Source organism: Serratia symbiotica (Periphyllus acericola), assembly GCF_964019515.1.
In the GTDB taxonomy this organism is placed as follows: domain Bacteria; phylum Pseudomonadota; class Gammaproteobacteria; order Enterobacterales; family Enterobacteriaceae; genus Serratia; species Serratia symbiotica_D.
Genome location: NZ_OZ026452.1, coordinates 1,118,489 through 1,140,290, shown reverse-complemented (window position 1 = coordinate 1,140,290; position 21,802 = coordinate 1,118,489). Strand labels below are relative to the sequence as shown.

At 51.8% G+C, this 21,802-nt stretch carries 6 protein-coding genes, 2 tRNA genes, 3 rRNA genes and 8 pseudogenes; 13 read left to right on the top strand and 6 right to left on the bottom strand.

The window, feature by feature from the left end:
* Window positions 1-57 precede the first annotated feature (57 nt).
* The 6 genes from clpB to rrf all read left to right on the top strand — a co-directional run bounded on the left by clpB (window position 58) and on the right by rrf (window position 8,305).
* Complete coding sequence (clpB, locus tag AACL06_RS06230; protein ID WP_339036505.1) at window positions 58-2,637, top strand: ATP-dependent chaperone ClpB; 2,580 nt, start codon at window positions 58-60, stop codon at window positions 2,635-2,637.
* A gap of 442 nt (window positions 2,638-3,079) precedes the next feature.
* Window positions 3,080-4,622, top strand: a 16S ribosomal RNA gene (locus tag AACL06_RS06225).
* Between the two features lie 73 nt (window positions 4,623-4,695).
* Window positions 4,696-4,772 (top strand) — tRNA-Ile (locus AACL06_RS06220).
* Window positions 4,773-4,889: 117 nt separating this feature from the next.
* Window positions 4,890-4,965: transfer RNA gene (locus AACL06_RS06215), tRNA-Ala, on the top strand.
* A 211-nt stretch (window positions 4,966-5,176) separates the two neighbouring features.
* Window positions 5,177-8,083, top strand: a 23S ribosomal RNA gene (locus AACL06_RS06210).
* A gap of 105 nt (window positions 8,084-8,188) precedes the next feature.
* Window positions 8,189-8,305, top strand: a 5S ribosomal RNA gene (gene rrf, locus AACL06_RS06205).
* Together the 16S, 23S and 5S rRNA genes with 2 tRNA genes alongside form the textbook arrangement of a ribosomal RNA operon.
* A 290-nt stretch (window positions 8,306-8,595) precedes the next feature.
* Here rrf and actP read toward each other — a convergent pair.
* Window positions 8,596-8,927: pseudogene (gene actP / locus AACL06_RS06200) on the bottom strand (cation acetate symporter); the annotation flags it as partial.
* Window positions 8,928-9,006: 79 nt separating this feature from the next.
* Between actP and AACL06_RS06195 the strand changes: the two are divergent.
* The 3 pseudogenes from AACL06_RS06195 to glpD all read left to right on the top strand — a co-directional run bounded on the left by AACL06_RS06195 (window position 9,007) and on the right by glpD (window position 11,978).
* Window positions 9,007-9,927 (top strand): annotated as a pseudogene (locus AACL06_RS06195) (IS5 family transposase).
* Between the two features lie 56 nt (window positions 9,928-9,983).
* A pseudogene (locus AACL06_RS06190) lies at window positions 9,984-10,293 on the top strand (DeoR/GlpR family transcriptional regulator); the annotation flags it as partial.
* Window positions 10,294-10,458: 165 nt separating this feature from the next.
* Window positions 10,459-11,978 (top strand): annotated as a pseudogene (gene glpD, locus AACL06_RS06185) (glycerol-3-phosphate dehydrogenase).
* 344 nt (window positions 11,979-12,322) lie between these two features.
* Here the strand turns inward: glpD and asd are convergent.
* Complete coding sequence (asd, locus tag AACL06_RS06180; protein WP_339038315.1) at window positions 12,323-13,426, bottom strand: aspartate-semialdehyde dehydrogenase; 1,104 nt, start codon at window positions 13,424-13,426, stop codon at window positions 12,323-12,325.
* A 202-nt stretch (window positions 13,427-13,628) separates the two neighbouring features.
* Here asd and AACL06_RS06175 point away from each other — a divergent pair, with 202 nt between their 5' ends.
* A complete protein-coding gene (locus AACL06_RS06175) occupies window positions 13,629-14,222 on the top strand; it encodes a YhgN family NAAT transporter (protein ID WP_339036503.1) in 594 nt (197 codons plus the stop codon).
* Between the two features lie 173 nt (window positions 14,223-14,395).
* Here the strand turns inward: AACL06_RS06175 and AACL06_RS06170 are convergent.
* Window positions 14,396-15,265 (bottom strand): annotated as a pseudogene (locus tag AACL06_RS06170) (IS5 family transposase).
* A 204-nt stretch (window positions 15,266-15,469) separates the two neighbouring features.
* Here AACL06_RS06170 and dnaB point away from each other — a divergent pair.
* On the top strand, window positions 15,470-16,894 hold the full coding sequence (dnaB, locus tag AACL06_RS06165; protein WP_339036502.1) for a replicative DNA helicase: 1,425 nt from the start codon (window positions 15,470-15,472) through the stop codon (window positions 16,892-16,894).
* A gap of 17 nt (window positions 16,895-16,911) precedes the next feature.
* A complete protein-coding gene (gene alr / locus AACL06_RS06160) occupies window positions 16,912-17,991 on the top strand; it encodes an alanine racemase (protein ID WP_339036500.1) in 1,080 nt (359 codons plus the stop codon).
* Window positions 17,992-18,070: 79 nt separating this feature from the next.
* Here alr and AACL06_RS06155 read toward each other — a convergent pair.
* Window positions 18,071-18,902, bottom strand: a pseudogene (locus tag AACL06_RS06155) (IS5 family transposase).
* Window positions 18,835-18,996, bottom strand: a complete 162-nt coding sequence (locus AACL06_RS06150; protein ID WP_339036499.1) for a hypothetical protein — start codon at window positions 18,994-18,996, stop codon at window positions 18,835-18,837. Before AACL06_RS06150 ends, AACL06_RS06155 begins: the two are co-directional and overlap by 68 nt.
* Window positions 18,997-19,177: 181 nt before the next feature.
* Here AACL06_RS06150 and upp point away from each other — a divergent pair.
* A pseudogene (gene upp, locus AACL06_RS06145) lies at window positions 19,178-19,543 on the top strand (uracil phosphoribosyltransferase); the annotation flags it as partial.
* Between the two features lie 273 nt (window positions 19,544-19,816).
* Here upp and AACL06_RS06140 read toward each other — a convergent pair.
* A pseudogene (locus AACL06_RS06140) lies at window positions 19,817-21,508 on the bottom strand (aspartate:alanine antiporter).
* Between the last annotated feature and the right edge of the window lie 294 nt (window positions 21,509-21,802).

Below are 21,802 nucleotides of genomic sequence, written 5' to 3'. Positions count from 1 at the left end.
TGAGGTGTGACCTCATTTTAATCTCCAGTAGCAATTTAGACCCATTTTGGAGGTGTTATGCGTCTGGATCGTCTTACCAACAAATTCCAACTTGCTCTCGCCGATGCTCAATCTTTAGCCCTTGGACACGACAACCAGTTTATTGAGCCGTTACATCTGATGAGTGCTTTGCTCAATCAGGAAGGGGGTACGATGTGCCCGCTGTTAACTTCCGCTGGTATTGATGCCGGGCGTGTACGCATCGAAATTGAACAGGCATTGTCCCGCTTACCTCAGGTCGAAGGTACCGGTGGTGATGTTCAACCGTCCAAAGAGTTGGTACGCGTCCTGAATCTGTGCGACAAGCTGGCGCAGCAGCGTGCAGACAAATTCATTTCTTCTGAGCTGTTTGTCCTTGCGGTGCTTGAAGATCGCGGAAATCTGACCGACCTGTTAAAAACGGCTGGTGTGACAGCAGATAAAATCAGCAAAGCCATTGAACAAATGAGAGGTGGTGACAACGTGGAAGATCAGGGTGCTGAAGACCAGCGGCAGGCATTGAAGAAATACACTATTGACCTGACCGAACGCGCTGAGCAAGGTAAACTCGATCCGGTTATTGGCCGTGACGAAGAAATCCGCCGCACCATTCAAGTGTTGCAACGTCGTACCAAAAATAACCCGGTGCTGATCGGTGAACCTGGAGTGGGTAAAACCGCCATCGTTGAAGGTCTGGCGCAGCGCATCATCAATGGAGAAGTACCAGAAGGACTGAAGCACAAGCGTGTGCTGTCGCTCGATATGGGGGCGCTGATCGCTGGTGCCAAGTATCGCGGCGAGTTTGAAGAACGTCTGAAAGGAGTATTGAGCGATTTGGCTAAACAGGAAGGTAGCGTGATCCTGTTTATTGACGAACTTCATATTATGGTTGGTGCAGGAAAAGCCGAAGGTGCGATGGATGCTGGGAACATGCTGAAACCGGCTTTGGCGCGTGGGGAACTGCATTGCGTTGGCGCGACTACACTGGATGAGTATCGCCAGTATATAGAGAAAGACGCGGCGCTTGAGCGTCGCTTCCAAAAAGTCTATGTTGCGGAACCGTCCGTTGAAGATACTATTGCTATTCTGCGTGGCTTGAAAGAACGTTATGAGCTACATCACCATGTGCAGATCACCGACCCGGCGATCGTGGCGGCGGCAACGCTGTCCCACCGCTATATTTCTGATCGTCAACTGCCGGATAAGGCCATCGATTTGATCGATGAAGCGGCGTCTAGCATCCGCATGCAGATGGACTCCAAGCCAGAGTCGCTCGATCGGCTGGAGCGCCGCATCATTCAATTGAAACTGGAACAGCAGGCGCTGAATAAAGAGTCTGATGACGCCAGTAAAAAACGCCTGGAGATGCTCAGTAGTGAACTGGAGCAAAAAGAGCGTGAATATTCTGAGCTGGAAGAAGAGTGGAAAGCTGAGAAAGCCTCGCTCTCCGGTACCCAGAAAATCAAAGCCGAACTGGAGCATGCCAAGATAACCTTGGAGCAGGCACGCCGAGTCGGTGACTTGGGGCGAATGTCTGAATTGCAGTACGGTAAGCTCCCTGAGCTGGAAAAGCAGCTCGCCGCTGCGACGCAGGCTGAAGGCAACACCATGAAGCTACTGCGCCATCGGGTGACCGATGCGGAAATTGCCGAAGTGTTGGCGCGTGCTACCGGTATTCCTGTGGCCAGAATGTTGGAAGGCGAACGCGACGAGCTGCTACGTCTGGAGCAGGAATTGCATTCACGGGTAATCGGCCAGGATGAAGCAGTCAGTGCAGTTTCTAACGCGATTCGTCGCAGCCGTGCCGGACTTTCCGATCCTAATCGCCCGATCGGTTCATTCCTATTCCTTGGTCCGACTGGGGTGGGTAAAACCGAACTCTGCAAAGCGCTGGCTTCGTTTCTGTTCGACAGCGACGAAGCAATTGTGCGCATCGACATGTCCGAGTTTATGGAGAAACATTCTGTATCTCGGCTAATGGGTTCTCCTCCGGGCTATGTTGGCTACGAAGAAGGCGGTTACCTGACTGAAGCAGTGCGCCGCAGGCCTTATTCAGTGATCCTGCTGGATGAAGTAGAGAAAGCGCACCCAGATGTGTTCAATATTCTTTTGCAGGTATTGGATGATGGGCGTTTGACTGATGGTCATGGTCGTACCGTTGACTTCCGCAATACGGTGGTGATTATGACCTCCAACTTGGGTTCTGATCTGATCCAGGAGCACTTCGGTCAAATGAGCTACGAGCAGATGAAAGAATCTGTGATGGAAATGGTGAGCCACCACTTCCGCCCAGAATTTATTAACCGCATAGATGAAGTAGTGGTATTTCATCCACTTAGCCAAAAGCACATTGCCGAAATAGCCAAGATTCAACTGGCGCGTCTTTACAAACGTTTGGAAGAACGCGGTTACGAAGTCACCATGACCGAACCGGCGTTGGAGTTGTTGGGTAAAACAGGTTTCGATCCTGTGTATGGTGCACGTCCATTGAAACGCGCTATCCAGCAGGAGATCGAAAACCCGCTAGCGCAAGAAATTCTCTCTGGCGTGTTGATTCCAGGCAAACTGGTGACGTTGGATGTTCAAAATGAACATATCGTTGCCCGTCAGTCACGGTAACTACCCCTAACAAAGTTAAAAGGGAATGGGTGATCTCCCTCCTTCTTTTACTTGTTATTTTTTTGTTGGTTATTTAAGCGCTTGAAAATTTATTTGCATTTAGGTGTTGCGGCCTGCCGAGAACGCCCTATAATGCGCCCCCACTGACCCGGTATTTCGGCAGCTACGCCGCCGGATAAGCAAGAGAAGAGTTAAAATAATGGCTTAACTCTTCAGAGGGAAAGCACAGTGTACGCCACCCCAAGCTTGCCGCTGTGCTGCGGCTGACCCACCGCTCTTTAACAATTTATCAGACAATCTGTGTGGGCACTCCACAAGACAATATCCCGTCCTTCCTTTCTGGGACGAAAAAATATCAAGTCTTGAAGAGTGACTAACTGAAGTAAAATTCATGCAGTAAATCTTTGAGCAGCGCTTCACACGTTGAAGCATATCAAGCTTTCAATTGAAGAGTTTGATCATGGCTCAGATTAAACGCTGGCGGCAGGCCTAACACATGCAAGTCGAGCGGTAGCACAAGAGAGCTTGCTCTCTGGGTGACGAGCGGCGGACGGGTGAGTAATGTTTGGGAAACTGCCTGATGGTGGGGGATAACTAGTGGAAACGGTAGCTAATACCGCATAATGTCGCAAGACCAAAGTGGGGGACCTTCGGGCCTCACGCCATCAGATGTGCCCAGATGGGATTAGCTGTTAGGTGGGGTAATGGCTCACCTAGGCGACGATCCCTAGCTGGTCTGAGAGGATGACCAGCCACACTGGAACTGAGACACGGTCCAGACTCCTACGGGAGGCAGCAGTGGGGAATATTGCACAATGGGCGCAAGCCTGATGCAGCCATGCCGCGTGTGTGAAGAAGGCCTTCGGGTTGTAAAGCACTTTCAGCGAGGAGGAAGGGTAATGTGTTAATAAGACATTGCATTGACGTTACTCGCAGAAGAAGCACCGGCTAACTCCGTGCCAGCAGCCGCGGTAATACGGAGGGTGCAAGCGTTAATCGGAATTACTGGGCGTAAAGCGCACGCAGGCGGTTTGTTAAGTCAGATGTGAAATCCCCGCGCTCAACGTGGGAACGGCATTTGAGACTGGCAAGCTAGAGTCTTGTAGAGGGGGGTAGAATTCCAGGTGTAGCGGTGAAATGCGTAGATATCTGGAGGAATACCGGTGGCGAAAGCGGCCCCCTGGACAAAGACTGACGCTCAGGTGCGAAAGCGTGGGGAGCAAACAGGATTAGATACCCTGGTAGTCCACGCCGTAAACGATGTCGATTTGGAGGTTGCGCCCTGGAGGGGTAACTTCCGTAGCTAACGCGTTAAATCGACCGCCTGGGGAGTACGGCCGCAAGGTTAAAACTCAAATGAATTGACGGGGGCCCGCACAAGCGGTGGAGCATGTGGTTTAATTCGATGCAACGCGAAGAACCTTACCTACTCTTGACATCCAGAGAACTCTCCAGAGATGGAGGGGCGCCTTCGGGAGCTCTGAGACAGGTGCTGCATGGCTGTCGTCAGCTCGTGTTGTGAAATGTTGGGTTAAGTCCCGCAACGAGCGCAACCCTTATCCTTTGTTGCCAGCGATTAAAGTCGGGAACTCAAAGGAGACTGCCGGTGATAAACCGGAGGAAGGCGGGGATGACGTCAAGTCATCATGGCCCTTACGAGTAGGGCTACACACGTGCTACAATGGCGTATACAAAGAGAAGCGACCTCGCGAGAGCAAGCGGACCTCACAAAGTACGTCGTAGTCCGGATTGGAGTCTGCAACTCGACTCCATGAAGTCGGAATCGCTAGTAATCGTAGATCAGAATGCTGCGGTGAATACGTTCCCGGGCCTTGTACACACCGCCCGTCACACCATGGGAGTGGGTTGCAAAAGAAGTAGGTAGCTTAACCTTCGGGAGGGCGCTTACCACTTTGTGATTCATAACTGGGGTGAAGTCGTAACAAGGTAACCGTAGGGGAACCTGCGGTTGGATCACCTCCTTACCGAAAGATATTGACTTGTGTGGCGTGCTCACACAGATTGTCTGATGAAAGTAGCGAGCAGAAATACCTTAATAGGCTTGTAGCTCAGGTGGTTAGAGCGCACCCCTGATAAGGGTGAGGTCGGTGGTTCAAGTCCACTCAGGCCTACCACTTCTCTTCTATGCTGCGTCATGGTAGCGCTCACATATTTAAATATGCGTCGCAACACCATACCTTGCCTAGAAAAAAAGAAGCTTTGATCTCAAAAGTCTCTACAAGTTACTGTACGGGGCTATAGCTCAGCTGGGAGAGCGCCTGCCTTGCACGCAGGAGGTCAGCGGTTCGATCCCGCTTAGCTCCACCATAAAGTCCGAGTGTGGTGCTTCACTACTTCAGAGCGTACTGGCAACAGTATGCTCTGAAGTACTTTGCTCTTTAACAATCTGGAACAAGCTGAAAATTGAAAAATGACGGCTGAAACTTATCCCCTGCATAGATGTATTGGGGTAAGGGTCAAGTTGTCATAGTGATACTCACCTGTTTGCAATGCGAAGTGAGACACCTTCGGGTTGTAAGGTTAAGTGACTAAGCGTACACGGTGGATGCCTAGGCAGTCAGAGGCGATGAAGGGCGTGCTAATCTGCGAAAAGCGTCGGTAAGGTGATATAAACCGTTATAGTCGGCGATACCCGAATGGGGAAACCCAGTGTGATACGTCACACTATCGTTAAGTGAATACATAGCTTGACGAGGCGAACCGGGGGAACTGAAACATCTAAGTACCCCGAGGAAAAGAAATCAACCGAGATCCCCCCAGTAGCGGCGAGCGAACGGGGGCCAGCCCAGAACCTGAATCAGTGGGTGTGTTAGTGGAAGCAGCTGGAAAGTCGCGCAGTAAAGGGTGATAGCCCCGTACACTAAAATGCACTGGCTGTGAGTTCGATAAGTAGGGCGGGACACGTGACATCCTGTCTGAATATGGGGGGACCATCCTCCAAGGCTAAATACTCCTGACTGACCGATAGTGAACCAGTACCGTGAGGGAAAGGCGAAAAGAACCCCAGTGAGGGGAGTGAAAGAGAACCTGAAACCGTGTACGTACAAGCAGTAGGAGCACCGTTAAGGTGTGACTGCGTACCTTTTGTATAATGGGTCAGCGACTTATATTTTGTAGCAAGGTTAACCGCATAGGGGAGCCGTAGGGAAACCGAGTCTTAACTGGGCGAAAAGTTGCAAGGTATAGACCCGAAACCCGGTGATCTAGCCATGGGCAGGTTGAAGGTTGGGTAACACCACCTGGAGGACCGAACCGACTAATGTTGAAAAATTAGCGGATGACCTGTGGCTGGGGGTGAAAGGCCAATCAAACCGGGAGATAGCTGGTTCTCCCCGAAAGCTATTTAGGTAGCGCCTCATGAATTCATCTTCGGGGGTAGAGCACTGTTTCGGCTAGGGGGCCATCCCGGCTTACCAACCCGATGCAAACTGCGAATACCGAAGCATGTTATCATGGGAGACACACGGCGGGTGCTAACGTCCGTCGTGAAGAGGGAAACAACCCAGACCGCCAGCTAAGGTCCCAAAGTCATGGTTAAGTGGGAAACGATGTGGGAAGGCCCAGACAGCCAGGATGTTGGCTTAGAAGCAGCCATCATTGAAAGAAAGCGTAGTAGCTCACTGGTCGAGTCGGCCTGCGCGGAAGATGTAACGGGGCTAAACCATGCACCGAAGCTGCGGCAGTGGCGCTGATGCGCTGTTGGGTAGGGGAGCGTTCTGTAAGCCGTTGAAGGTGTCCTGTAAGGGGTGCTGGAGGTATCAGAAGTGCGAATGCTGACATAAGTAACGATAAAGCGGGTGAAAAACCCGCTCGCCGGAAGACCAAGGGTTCCTGTCCAACGTTAATCAGGGCAGGGTGAGTCGACCCCTAAGGCGAGGCTGAAAAGCGTAGTCGATGGGTAACAGGTTAATATTCCTGTACTGAGAGTGACTGCGAAGGGGGGACGGAGAAGGCTAGGCAGGCCGGGCGACGGTTGTCCCGGTTTAAGCGTGTAGGGGGAGTTCTGGGTAAATCCAGAATGCCATAAAACCTGAGGCGCGATGACGATGCACCTCGGTGCAGAAGCTGTTGATGCCCTGCTTCCAGGAAAAGCCTCTAAGCATCAGGTCACTTTTAATCGTACCCCAAACCGACACAGGTGGTCAGGTAGAGAATACCAAGGCGCTTGAGAGAACTCGGGTGAAGGAACTAGGCAAAATAGTGCCGTAACTTCGGGAGAAGGCACGCTGGCATGTAGGTGAATTCCGTATCGGAGGGAGCTGAAGCCAGTCGCAGAGACCAGCTGGCTGCAACTGTTTAATAAAAACACAGCACTGTGCCAACACGAAAGTAGACGTATACGGTGTGACGCCTGCCCGGTGCTGGAAGGTTAATTGATGGGGTTAGCCGCAAGGCGAAGCTCTTGAACGAAGCCCCAGTAAACGGCGGCCGTAACTATAACGGTCCTAAGGTAGCGAAATTCCTTGTCGGGTAAGTTCCGACCTGCACGAATGGCGTAATGATGGCCAGGCTGTCTCCACCCGAGACTCAGTGAAATTGAACTCGCTGTGAAGATGCAGTGTACCCGCGGCAAGACGGAAAGACCCCGTGAACCTTTACTATAGCTTGACACTGAACATGAAGCCTTGATGTGTAGGATAGGTGGGAGGCAGTGAATCGTAGACGCCAGTCTGCGAGGAGCCACCCTTGAAATACCACCCTTTAATGTTTGATGTTCTAACTTTGCCCCGTGACCCGGGGTGAGGACAGTGTCTGGTGGGTAGTTTGACTGGGGCGGTCTCCTCCCAAAGAGTAACGGAGGAGCACGAAGGTCAGCTAATCACGGTCGGACATCGTGAGGTTAGTGCAAAGGCATAAGCTGGCTTGACTGCGAGAGTGACGGCTCGAGCAGGTACGAAAGTAGGTCTTAGTGATCCGGTGGTTCTGAATGGAAGGGCCATCGCTCAACGGATAAAAGGTACTCCGGGGATAACAGGCTGATACCGCCCAAGAGTTCATATCGACGGCGGTGTTTGGCACCTCGATGTCGGCTCATCACATCCTGGGGCTGAAGTAGGTCCCAAGGGTATGGCTGTTCGCCATTTAAAGTGGTACGCGAGCTGGGTTTAGAACGTCGTGAGACAGTTCGGTCCCTATCTGCCGTGGGCGTTGGAAGATTGAGAGGGTTTGCTCCTAGTACGAGAGGACCGGAGTGAACGCACCGCTGGTGTTCGGGTTGTTATGCCAATGGCATTGCCCGGTAGCTAAGTGCGGAACAGATAAGCGCTGAAAGCATCTAAGCGCGAAACTGGCCTCGAGATGAGTCTTCCCTGGGTCTGAGAGGTCCCTGAAGGCACGTTTAAGACGAAGACGTGGATAGGCTGGGTGTGTAAGAGCAGCGATGCTTTGAGCTAACCAGTACTAATGAGCCGTGAGGCTTAACCTTACAACACCGAAGGTGTGTTAGAGGCAGGGGTAGGTTATTTTCAGCAAGTTCCGAGATTGGTTCTGGTGGTTACGTCAGTAACGGCCGAGAATAAAACAGACTTTGCCTGGCGGCGATAGCGCGGTGGCCCCACCTGAATACCATGCCGAACTCAGCAGTGAAACGCCGTAGCGCCGATGGTAGTGTGGGGCCTCCCCATGTGAGAGTAGGACACTGCCAGGCATCAAATAAGGTAGAAAGCCTCATGCGTAAGCATGGGGCTTCTTGCTTTGTGTGTTACCGAGAGTCAACGGCCTGATCCTGTGCAGGTGAAACGAAAGAGTCGGGAACACTTTAGGCGTTGCTTGACAGCGAGCTGAAGGGAAGTGAGCAGGAAAGCCCGCTGACGGGCGTTCGCCTGCGGCGATCCGCTAGGTGTGAGTTTAGAATGAGCTGTAATACTGCTGGTATCAAATAGAACGAAAGCTCACGTAAGAGCCTGACGATTTTTATTTCGATGCTGAAAAACGTAGCTACGGTGTTCCCTGCCCGTGCCTGTTCAATATGCCCAGTCCGGTTTGTGAACGCACAAACGGGGATCGAAAGTGTTGGCCGCTCCTGTAGCCAGGCGGACGAGCTGTCGGTAACAGAGAATAGCCAAGTGCCGACAAAAGCCACGATCATCGAAAACAGCGCAGGGTATTCGTAAGGGTAAATTGGTTTTTCATGGCCTAAGGATTTGCACCCAGATGGTTGGTCCAATAATCATCAGGATCACAGCGGTTAACAGGCCCATCCAGCCGCCAATCATGGCACCACGGGTAGTCAGGCGTGACTAGTACATCGATAGAATGATAATCGGGAAGGGGCGTTGTTGAATAAATCGAACTTTTGGCCGGCATGAGGATCAGATCACTCTCCTTCTGTCAAAATAGCGATATTCCGTGGCCCAGCAAAAGTTCAACATCACCAACTGGAAGGCTTACAACAACGCCCTTATCACTCGGGGTTCACTCACTTGCTGGGGGGATGAAACGGCACTTCACGCCTGGTACTAAGAGGCAAAACCTTCTCTGCGTGGTCGCCCACCACATTATTCCGATATGGCAATCACCAGCGTATTGATGCTGAAACGGATTTTCAGCCTGACACTTCGCGCCCTCCAGGGCTTTGTCGACTCCATTGTCACACTGATTAAAGTACCGTTGAACTGCCCGGACGACACCTGCATCAGTAAGCGGGCAAAATCAGGCTGTCCCGTTTAAAACCGCAACGCCGGGTGAAATTGCGCACCTCGTTATCGACTCTAGCGGGCTTAACGTGTTGGGTGAAGGGAAGTAAAAGGTAAAAAACACGGTCAGGAAAAACGGCGGATCTGGCGAAGACTGCATTTGGCCGTAGATACAGAAACACATGAGGTCATCTGTGCTGACCTTTCCTTGAGCAATGTCACCGATACCGAAGCCTTCCCAGGTCTCATCCGCCAGAGGTACCGTAAAATCAAAGTCGCCTCGGCGGATCGGGCTTACGATACGCGAGTGTGTGATGATGAGTTAAGGGGCAAGAAGCTCAAGGCGTTAATACCGCCCAGCAGCGGAGCCCGTTATTGGTCGGCAGACTATGCAGAGCGAAATCAAGCGGTGGCGAACCAGCGCCTTACCGGAGACAACACACGGTGGAAAAGTATCACAGGCTACCACCGACGTTCAATAGCGGCAACAGCGAGGTATAGAGTAAAACAGCTATTTGGTGGTCACCTGTCGCTGCGAGATTATGATGCCCAAGTTGCAGAGGCGCTGGCCATGATCTGTGCATTAAACAAGATGACGCTCGCCGGTATGCCAGAAAGTGTACGCCTTGCCTGAAAGCTGCCCATTCACGGGACTTTTTATTCCAAATCCGATTTATTCAACAACGCCGTATCATGGGTGAAGCCACACTGGACTTCATCTCTCAGTTCCGACTGGATTGCGGCATTCTCGGCATCAGCGGCATCGATATGGACGGTTCGCTGCTGGAATTCGATTATCAAGAAGTGCGCACTAAACGTGCCATTATCGAAAGCTCCCGTTGCGTGATGTTGGTAACCGACCATTCTAAATTCAGCCACAACGCCATGGTCAACCTGGGTAACATGAACCTGATTGACTACCTGTTCACCGATCAACGTCCCTGGCCTAGTATGATAAAGATCATTGAGCAATACGGATGTGCAACTGGAGTTGTTTTGACCCTCTGCTCGCCATTGCCACTTCCAGGGCTGTGGCTTGCGGGTTCATCAGCCTGCTAAAGCTATTATAGCCTGCACCTATAGCTTTTCTCTGGGTATGACCCCTACCACCAAACTGTTACCTCTGTCACGCCTACATTTTTTTTGGTTAATTCTTAGCTTGTTCATGAGTTTTTGTTTAGGGTGGCATGACGTTGAAACCAGGGATCTGATAGTGATCAGTGGCAGTATTAAAGGTGCCGACATCGCGGCGGATACTGCCGGGCGTGGGCTATTGGTACTGCTACTGGAGGCGCAAGATCAAGATTTGGCCTGGGCGACCTCTTCTGCCAGTTCTAAGCTGATCCACGATGGCCTGCGCTATCTGGAACACTACGCATTCCGTTTAGTGAGCGGAGCGCTAGCCGAACGTGAAGTGATGCTGAAACTGGCACCGCACATCGCATTCCCGATGCGTTTCCGTTTGCCGTACCAACCGCAACTACGTCCGGCCTGGATGATCCGCCTCGGCCTGTTCCTGTACGATCACCTGGGCAAACGTACCAGTCTGGCAGGCAGCAAAATCTTTCGCTTTGGAGCAGAATTGGTCTTAAAGCCTGAGCTAAAGAACAGTTTCGAATATTCTGACTGCTGAGTCGACGATGCACACTTCGTGGTGCTAAATGCGCAGGAAGTGGAAAAGCACGGCGGCGAAGTGCGCACCCGCCCCAAAGTGAAGTGCGCATGGTGTGAAAACGGCCTGTGGATGGTGTAAGTGCTCGATATCAATAGGGGCAAAACCTTATACCTGGTACCTGGCGCGCTAAGGGCATGGTAAACGCCACTGGCCCCCGGGTGAAACACTTCTTCGACGACGGCCTTAAGCTGCAATTACCTTACCGCATCCGCCTGATCAAAGGTAGTTACATCGTGGTGCCACGCGTGCACCGTCAGCTACAGTCCTACATTTTGCAGAACGAAGACCAGCGCATCGTCTTCGTGATCCCATGGAATGATGAGTTCTCTATCATTGGCACTACCGATATGCAATACCATGGTGATCCGCAAGGAGTGAAGATCGACGAGAATGAAATCAACTACCTGCTAAACGTGTACAACCACGACTTCAAAAAACCGTTGAGCCGCAACGACATCGTCTGGAGCTACTCCGGCGTCCGTCCGCTGTGCGATGATGAGTCTGATTCTCCACAAGCAGTCACTCTCGACTACACGCTAGACATACAGGATGAGCAGGGTAAAGCACTGTTGCTATCGGTGTTCGGCGGCAAATTGACCACCTACCACAAGCTGGCTGAGCATGCGATGGAAAAGCTAGCGCACTACTACCCTGGCTGTGTGCCCCTGCGTGGACCAAAAATATTACGCTGCCTGGCGGCGACATCGCTGGCGAGCGCGACTGGCTGCCGGGATCCATGGCGCGCCGCTATGCTCACACCTAGGGTAGCCACAGCGAATTGATCCTGGCCGCTGCCAACAGCCTGGGTGATCTGAGTGAAGATTTCGGCCACGGCCTGTACCATGTACCAAGCCAAGCTACACTACCTGATCGAGAAAGAATGGGTAGTGGAACTGGACGACGCCATCTGGCGACGCACTAAGCTGGGCCTGTGGCTCGATGCAGCGCAGCAGGCGTGGGTGAAAACCTGGCTGGCGAAATACACAAAAAGGCTATCTCTCGTTTACTAAGAACCTAACCCAGTAGGCGTACATTGTTGTAGCCAGTTTGGATACCGACAGCACACAATAGCCCGAGTGTACATGGCGTACGTGAGGAGGGTGAGCACTGCCCAGGTGCAAAATGGCAAATAAAATAACCTACTGGGATGGGTTCTAAGCACCAAGCTGTATGAGGCCAATAGAGATAATAATTAAGCCTTTTTTTGCACCATAATTTCCGATCTCGAATCTCCCCTCTATAAAGGTGCAGATAGTTTCCCCTGCGGATTGACCTTCGCCGCACTGCAATGTGGCTTTCAGGGTCGCCAGAGATTAAGACTAAACGCACCGCGATAAAACAGGGGATAGCCATCTCACAACAGGATATTCAACATACGGCGCAGCGGCTCAGCCGCGCCCCAAAGCAGTTGGTCACCCACGGTAAATGCAGACAAGTAGTGCGGCCCCATATTCAGCTTGCGAAGCCTCCCGACCGGCGTATTTAACGTGCCGGTCACCGCTGCTGGCGTCAGTTCACGCAGGGTCAATTCGCGGTCATTCGGGATCACCCGCATCCAGTCGTTATGCATTGCCAGCGTTTGTTCGATTTCCGGCAACGATATGTCTTTTTTTAGCTTCAGGGTGAACGCCTGGCTGTGGCAGCGCAGTGTACCAACGCGTACGCACAGACCATCTATAGGGATCACACTGGAGGTATTCAAAATTTTGTTGGTCTCCGCCTGGCCTTTCCACTCTTCACGACTCTGTCCGTTATTAAGCGGCTTATCGATCCATGGGATCAGACTGCCAGCCAGCGGCACACCGAAGTTATCGGTTGGCAGCTTGCCGCTGCGGGTGGCTGTGGTTACCTTACGTTCGATATCCAAAATCGCCGAGGCAGGGTTATGTAACTCTTGCGCAACCTCAGCGTGCAGCAGGCCCATTTGGGTTAGTAGTTCACGCATGTGGCGCGCCCCACCGCCAGAGGCCGCCTGATAGGTGGCGACTGATGCCCACTCCACCCAGCCGTTGGCGAACAGGCCACCGAGCGACATCAGCATCAGGCTTACGGCACAGTTGCCGCCAACAAAGATCTTGATGCCTTTATCCAGCCCCTGTTGGATCATCGCGTAGTTGACCGGGTCCAAGATAATGATAGCATCATCCCGCATGCGCAGTGAAGAGGCGGCGTCAATCCAGTAACCCTGCCAGCCGCTTTTACGCAGCTTAGGATAAACTTCGTTAGTATACTCTCCGCCTTGGCAGGTAATAATGATGTCGAGCGCGCTCAGTGCATCAACATCATAGGCATCCTGCAACCTGCCCAGCTGGCCACCGAATGCTGGCGCAGCAGAACCGGGCTGTGAAGTGGAGAAAAAGACTGGGCGAATGGCATCAAAATCGTGCTCTTCCATCATACGGTGCATGAGAACCGAGCCGACCATTCCGCGCCAGCCGATGAAACCAACATTTTTCATAATCACTGTGTCCTGCCTTGTAAAGGGCTATTAGGTTGAGTTATGTGTAATATCTCTTCACCTTACAAAATGACAAAATGTTAGCATGTTAGCGCAGGCGCAAAGTGAATTTATTCTATGGCGAGGCATTTTTTAGCAATCCTGCTTATAAGTCACCATACGCACGGAAAGAGCGGCGCGTTTTCTCTATTTCGAGGTAATAATGACAGAGATGATTTCAGCTACAGTGTTGCTGTTTTTAATCATGGATCCACTGGGAAACCTGCCGATTTTTATGTCGGTACTCAAGCACCTGGAGCCACGTCGCCGGCGAGTGGTACTGATCCGCGAGTTGTTGATCGCCTTGCTGCTAATGCTGATCTTCCTGTTTGCTGGTGAGAAGATCCTGGCGTTCCTCAACCTGCGCACCGAGACCGTTTCTATCTCCGGCGGGATCATTTTGTTTCTGATCGCCATCAAGATGATTTTCCCCTCGCAGGAGGGCAACAGCTTTGGGCTTTCTCCTGGTGAGGAACCCTTTTTAGTGCCGCTGGCGATCCCGCTGGTAGCTGGGCCATCGATTCTGGCAGCACTGATGCTGCTGTCGCACAAGTACCCAAACTTGCTACCTCATCTGGTGATAGCACTGTTGATTGCTTGGGGGATTTCTGCGGCTATCCTACTGATGTCTAATCTGTTCCTGCGCCTGTTGGGTAGCAAAGGGATCAGTGCGTTGGAAAGATTAATGGGTTTGATTTTGGTAATGCTGTCTACCCAGATGTTCCTAGACGGCGTGCGGACTTATATGAAACTGTAACGGGAATACTGGTGCCTGAAGCACCAGCAATAGATGCGTGGTTAACGGGAGGCCACGCCCTGAACATAAGCGATAATATCAGCAACCACACAGTCCAGAGGTTGGTTGCTATCGATCGCGGCGTTGTTGAATAAATCGGATTTGGAATAAAGAGTCCCATGAATGGGCAGCTTTCAGGCAAGGCGTACACTTTCTGGCATACCGGCGAGCGTCATCTTGTTTAATGCACAGATCATGGCCAGCGCCTCTGCAACTTGCCCATCATAATCTCGCAGCGACAGGTGACCACCAAATAGCTGTTTTACTCTGTACTTCGCTGTTGCCGCTATCGAACGTCGGTGGTAGCCTGTGATACTTTTTCACCGTGTGTTGTCTCCGGTAAGGCGCTGGTTCGCCACCGCTTGATTTCGCTCTGCATAGTCTGCCGACCAATAACGGGCTCCGCTGCTGGGCGGTATTAACGCCTTGAGCTTCTTGCCCCTTAACTCATCATCACACACTCGCGTATCCTAAGCCCGATCCGCCGAGGCGACTTTGATTTTACGGTACCTCTGGCGGATGAGACCTGGGAAGGCTGCGGTATCGGTGACATTGCTCAAGGAAAGGTCAGCACAGATGACCTCATGTGTTTCTGTATCTACGGCCAAATGCAGTTTTCGCCAGATCCGCCGTTTTTCCTGACCGTGTTTTTTTACCATCCACTCCCCTTCACCCAACACGTTGATCCCGGTAGAGTCGATAACGAGGTGCGCAATTTCACCCGGCGTTGCGGTTTTAAACGGGACATGGCCGGACTTTGCCCGCTTACTGATGCAGGTGTCGTCCGGGCAGTTCAACGGCACTTTGATCAGTGTGACAATGGAGTCGCCGAAGCCCTGGAGGGCGCGAAGTGTCAGGCCGAAAATCCGTTTCAGCATCAATACGCTGGTGATTGCCATATCGGAATAATGTGGTTGGCGACCACGCAGAGAAGGTTTTGCCTCGCAGTACCAGGCGTGAAGTGCCGTTTCATCCACCGAGAAAGTGAGTGAACCCCGAGCGATAAGGGCGTTGTTGTAAGCCTTTCAGTTGGTGATATTGAACTTTTACTGGGCCACGGCATGTCGCTATTTTGACAGAAGGAGAGTGATCTGATCCTCATCCCGGCCAAAAGTTCGATTTATTCAACAACGCCATAAAAATCACGTATACTCAAGCATCTGGATACTCTATTCGTACTATTCGTAACCGGATAAAGAACACGCTTCATGGCAGGAAAAAAAGCAACCAATAAAACAAACGCGGACAAAGCCAGAAATAATCCACGAGATCGTCAGATGGAAGGGCTGAAGATGCCACCGCATTCGCTGGAGGCTGAGCAGTCGGTATTGGGTGGTTTGATGCTCGACAACGAACGTTGGGATAACGTATCAGAGCGCGTGGTCGCTAACGACTTCTTCAGCCGTCCACACCGTTTGATCTTTACCGAGATGCAGAGCCTGCTGGAAATGAGCAAACCGATCGACCTGATAACCCTGTCTGAGTCCTTGGAACAGAAGGGTGAACTGGATTTATTAGGCGGTTTCGCATACCTGGCTGAGCTGTCGAAAAACACCCCAAGTGCCGCTAACATCAGTGCCTATGCCGATATCGTGCGCGAGCGTGCGGTGGTGCGCGAGATGATCTCGGTAGCCAATGAAATCGCTGATGCCGGCTACGATCCTCAGGGGCGTAGCAGCGAAGATTTGCTCGATCTTGCAGAATCCCGCGTTTTTCAGATTGCCGAAAACCGTGCCAACAAGGATGACGGCCCAAAGGGCATTGACCGCATCCTCGAGGACACCCTCTCGCGTATTGAGCAACTGTATCAGCAGCCGCACGACGGTGTTACCGGTGTGGATACCGGTTATCAAGATCTCAATAAAAAAACCGCCGGTTTGCAGAAATCAGACCTAATTATCGTTGCCGCCCGTCCATCGATGGGGAAAACCACCTTCGCGATGAACCTATGTGAACACGCCGCGATGACGCAGGAAAAACCGGTGCTGATCTTCAGTCTCGAAATGCCCGGCAACCAGATCATGATGCGTATGCTGGCATCTCTGTCGCGCGTGGATCAAACGCGCATCCGTACCGGGCAGCTCAATGATGAGGACTGGGCGCGCATCTCCAGTACAATGGGTCTCCTGCTGGAGAAGCGTAACATGTACATCGATGACTCTTCCGGCCTGACGCCAACCGAAGTGCGCTCCCGCGCGCGGCGCATTTTCCGCGAGCATGACGGGCTTAGCTTGATCATGATCGACTACCTGCAACTGATGCGTGTACCCGCCTTATCCGATAACCGTACGCTGGAGATCGCCGAAATTTCCCGCTCGCTAAAGGCGTTGGCTAAAGAGCTTCGGGTTCCAGTGGTGGCGCTGTCGCAGTTGAATCGTGGCTTGGAGCAACGTGCCGACAAACGCCCGGTCAACTCTGACTTGCGTGAGTCTGGCTCCATCGAGCAGGATGCCGACCTGATTATGTTCATCTACCGTGATGAGGTTTATCACGACAACAGTGATTTGAAAGGAATTGCCGAAATTATTCTGGGTAAGCAGCGTAACGGTCCGATTGGTACCGTGCGGCTGACTTTTAACGGCCAGTGGTCGCGTTTTGATAACTATGCAGGGTCACACTATGAGGATGAATAATCAACTAAGGAGATAAAATGAAAGTGGCGACCGCAGTAATCGACCGCAGTGCTCTGCGACATAATCTGCAACAGGTGCGCCGCCAGGCACCGCAAAGCCAACTGATTGCCATTGTGAAAGCAAATGCTTACGGCCACGGCATGCTGGAAACAACACACACTTTGCAAGATGCCGACTGCTTTGGCGTATCGCGCATCAGTGAAGCGCTGGCGCTGCGCTTCGGTGGTATCGTCAAACCGATCCTACTACTTGAAGGTTTCTTCTCTGCCGAAGATCTGCCGTTGTTGGTAGTGAATAACATCGAAACCGTAGTGCATAGTAGCGAACAGTTGGAGGCATTGGAGCAGACCAAACTGGCGTACCCGTTGCCGGTGTGGATGAAACTGGACACCGGTATGCATCGCCTGGGCGTACGGCCAGAGCAGGCCGAAGCCTTTTACCAGCGCCTGTGCGCCTGTCACAACGTGGCGAAGCCCGTCAATATCATGAGCCACTTTAGCTGTGCTGATGAGCCGGGATCTGACGCAACCCTAAAGCAGATCGCCTGCTTTGAGCAGTTTGCCCGTGGTAAACCGGGCCAACGTTCGATCGCCGCTTCAAGCGGCACTCTGCTGTGGCCGGACGCACATAACCAGTGGGTACGGCCAGGCATTATCCTGTACGGTGTGTTGCCACTGGATAACCTTAACGGTAGCCAGCACCTGCTACAGCCAGCGATGACGCTGAAGTCTAGCCTGATCGCCGTGCGTGACCACCTTGCTGGTGAGTCGGTCGGTTACGGTGGCACTTGGATCAGCCAGCGTGATACCCGCCTGGGCGTGGTGGCTATAGGCTATGGTGACGGTTATCCACGCAATGCTCCCACTGGTACGCCGATCTGGCTGAACGGGCGGGAAGTGCCGATTGTCGGTCTGGTATCGATGGACATGATCTCGGTTGATCTAGGGCCTGATGCCACCGACAAAGTCGGGGACGAGGCCGTGCTGTGGGGCCAAGTACTGCCAGTTGAGCGTATCGCCATCTATACCGGCATCAGTGTCTACGAACTGGTCACCAAGCTGACGCAACGTGTGGCGATGGAATACATTGGCGATTGATCTGCCGCATGTTGGGCGTGCCAGCTGCGTTGTTGAATAAATCAGATTGGAATAAAAGAGTCTCCTGAATGGGCATCTTTCAGGCAAGGCGTACACTTTCTGGCATACCGGCGAGCGGCATCTTGTTTAATGCACAGATTTACTCTGTACCTCGCTGTTGCCGCTATCGAACGTCGGTGGTAGCCTGTGATACTTTTCCACCGTGTGTTGTCTCCGGTAACGCGCTGGTTCGCCACCGCTTGATTTCGTTCTGCATACTGCCGACCAATAACGGGCTCGCTTCTCGGCGGTATTAACACCTTGAGCTTATTGCGCCTTAACTCATCATCACACACTCGCGTATCCTAAGCCCGATCCGCCGAGGCGACTTTGATTTTACGGTACCTCTGACGGATGAGACCTGGGAAGGCTTCGGGATCGGTGACATTGCTCAAGGAAAAGTCAGCACAGATGACCTCATGTGTTTCTGTATCTACGGCCAAATGCAGTTTTCGCCAGATCCGCCATTTTTCCTGACCGTGTTTTTTTACCTTCCACTCGCCTTCACCCAACACGTTGAGCCCGCTAGAGTCGATAACGAGGTGCGCAATTTCACCCGGCGTTGGTATTTTAAACGGGACATGGCCGGACTTTACCCGCTTACTGATGCAGGTGTCGTCCGGGCAGTTCAACGGCACTTTGATCAGTGTGACAATGGAGTCGACAAAGCCCTGGAGGGCGCGAAGTGTCAGGCCGAAAATCCGTTTCAGCATCAATACGCTGGTGATTGCCATATCGGAATAATGTGGTGGGCGACCACGCAGAGAAGGTTTTGCCTCGCAGTACCAGGCGTGAAGTACCGTTTCATCCCCCCAGCAAGTGAGTAAACCCAGAGTGATAAGGGCGTTGTTGTAAGCCTTCCAGTTGGTGATGTTGAACTTTTGCTGGGCCACGGAATATCGCGATTTTGACAGAAGTAGAGTGATCTGATCCTCGTCCCGGCCAAATGTTCGATTTATTCAACAACGCCCCTTTATGTTGCTATCCAAACTTCTGTTGATCACTGTTGGGCCACGGTGAGTGGGTGTAGCCGCAAAAAGGCGGTATAATTCGGCGATTTTTAGCTAGCAGCCACCTTATATAGGAGAAAAATGATGAAGATCGTTGAGGTGAAACATCCGCTGGTAAAGCCCATCTACCAAGCGCAAGCGCACGTATCAGCATAGTGGGTGTTTACCACGATAAAGAAAGCCTCAAACCCATGCCTTACTTCCAAAAGCTGGCTTCTAACATTGAAGAGCGTATGCCACTGGTCGTTGACCCGATGCTGGCCACTGGCGGTTCGATGATCGCTACCCTCGATCTGCTGAAAAAAGCGGGTTGTAACAGTATCAAAGTACTGGTGTTGGTAGCGGTGCCAGAGGGTGTCGCCGCGTTGGAGAAGGCGCATCCTGATGTTGAGCTGTACACCGCCTCTATCGATTAATACCTGGATGGCAAGGGCTATATTGTTCCGGGTTTGGGTGACGCGGGCGACAAGATATTTGGTACCAAATATAATTCAGCCAGCTAAGAGCCTATCCCACTAGGCTATTTGATTTGACATTTTGGCTCTGGACAATTCACTTCATACGGGTTTTATTGCCGGAGCGGGGAAGACGATAAACGTTATAAAAATACAAAACAGATAATCTTGAACCTAAAAGGCGAGATTATCGGGCTCCACAAATTGGGAACATCAAAGAAAGGCAGTGGCACTCAATCAGACTGCCTCTGGCAACATAAGTTTTCAATGGTAACAAAAAAGAAAAAATATTTACCGCCTTTCCTGCTGCGCTCTGATCGCCTATCCGGGGATCTCCGGCGACAATACGACGATCAGCGAACCCGCTAACGTTGCTAACGTTAATAGCACGTTAGCGAGGGCGTAGGTGCCAGCATAGCCCAATACAGGAATGTTACTACGCGCAGTATCGCTGATGATTTCCATTGCCGGTGCTCAGGTGCGAGCGCCCATGATCGCACCAAACAGCAGAGCGCGGTTCATACACAGCACGTAGGCACCGAAAAGGAAACAGAGCAACACTGGCACAAGGCTGACCAGCAACCCGGCGATCAGCATCTTACCGCCTACTGTACCCAGGCTGTGGCTGATGCCGGTACCCGCGCTCAGGCCCACGCTGGCCATAAAAATCATGCGGCCTAATTCTTTCACCATGTTTAATGTACCTTGCGGGATGTATCCAAAGGTCGGATGGTTGGCGCGTAGGAAGCCGAGCATGATACCGGATATCATCAGGCCAGCTGCATTGCCAATACCGAACGAGAAATGGCTGAACTGAATGGTGATCTGGCCAATCAGTAAGCCGATGATCAAGAAGGCGCAGAATGCCAGCAGGTCGGTTACCTGGCTGTGGATTGAGATAAAACCGATCTTCTCCGCCAGGTTCTTCACCCGGCGTGTGTCGCCGCTCGCCTGTAATATATCGCCCTTATCGAGCACGATACTATCATCAATAGGCATTTCAATCTGGCTGCTGATCACTCGGTTGAGGAAGCAGACGTTGTCAGTTAGCTTCAGCTGACTCAAACGCTTGTTTACCGCGTTGCTGTTTTTTACCACGATGGCTTCGGTGACGATGCGCATATAAAGCAAATCGCGGTGAAATACTTCCTTGCCGTTGCGGAAGTTAGGATCTAAGTGTGCGTGGGCGTCTGGGTAGCCAACCAGTGAAATCTCATCGCCCACTTATAGCACTGCATCACCATCTGGATTGGCCAGAATTCCGTTGCGGCGGATGTGCTCAATGTAACAGTCAGTCTGGTGATAGATGCCCAATTTGCGCAGGTTATTACCATCATCCCAGGCTACCAACTCTGGTCCGACACGGTAGGCATGGATCACCGGCAGATAGACTTTGCTATCGCTATCCAAGCCACGCTCGCGGGCGATCTGTTGTGCTGAAGCAGATAGATCCTGATGCTGTAGCTTTGTTAGGTAGCGTGCGCCGAAGATCAGGCTTACCAGACCGATCAGGTAAGTCAGGGCGTAGCCAAGGCTTAAATGATCCTGCGCCGTCAAAAGAGCTGAACTATTGACCATGGTGCTATGTAGTGTATCGCCAGCGCCCACCAGTACCGGCGTTGAAGTCATCGAACCGGCCAGCATGCCAGCAGTTAATCCGATATTCCAGTGGAACATTTTGCCAAGTCCGATGGCGATTACCATTGCTGATCCGACCATCACCAGCGCCAACATTAAGTAATTTTTGCCATCGCGGAAGAAAATTGAGAAAAAGTTAGGCCCGGCTTCCACGCCCACGCGGAAAATAAATAACATAAAGCCGAGATTCAGCGCTTCGGTATTAATGGCGAAGTGTTGCTGGCCTAGCAGCAAAGAAACCACCAAAACACCAATGGAATTTCCGAGTTGAACGGAACCCAAGCGCACTTTACCGAGGAACAGCCCTAGTGCGAGTACTACGAACAGTAACAGGATATAGTTACCGTTTAGCAAACTAACGACGTTTATACTCACGGAGGATAACTTATTGTTTACCAGTAACTGATTGATATATATTTATCATACTTCAAACTGCCTGTGCGTTAGCTTTCCTTATTCACCCCAGTCACTTACTGGTATAACTAATTGATTATTAATGAAATTAATCTATTGTGCCCTGCCCAAACGCTGTTTAAATTGGTTCCCGACCAATTTGTCGCTGCGTTGCCCCCTTGCTGCAACTCGAATTCTTTAGGGTATAAGTGACGATAAAAAATAAAATTAGTCATAAAACCACGTTATAAATAACTCACCTACGATGGGCGATTA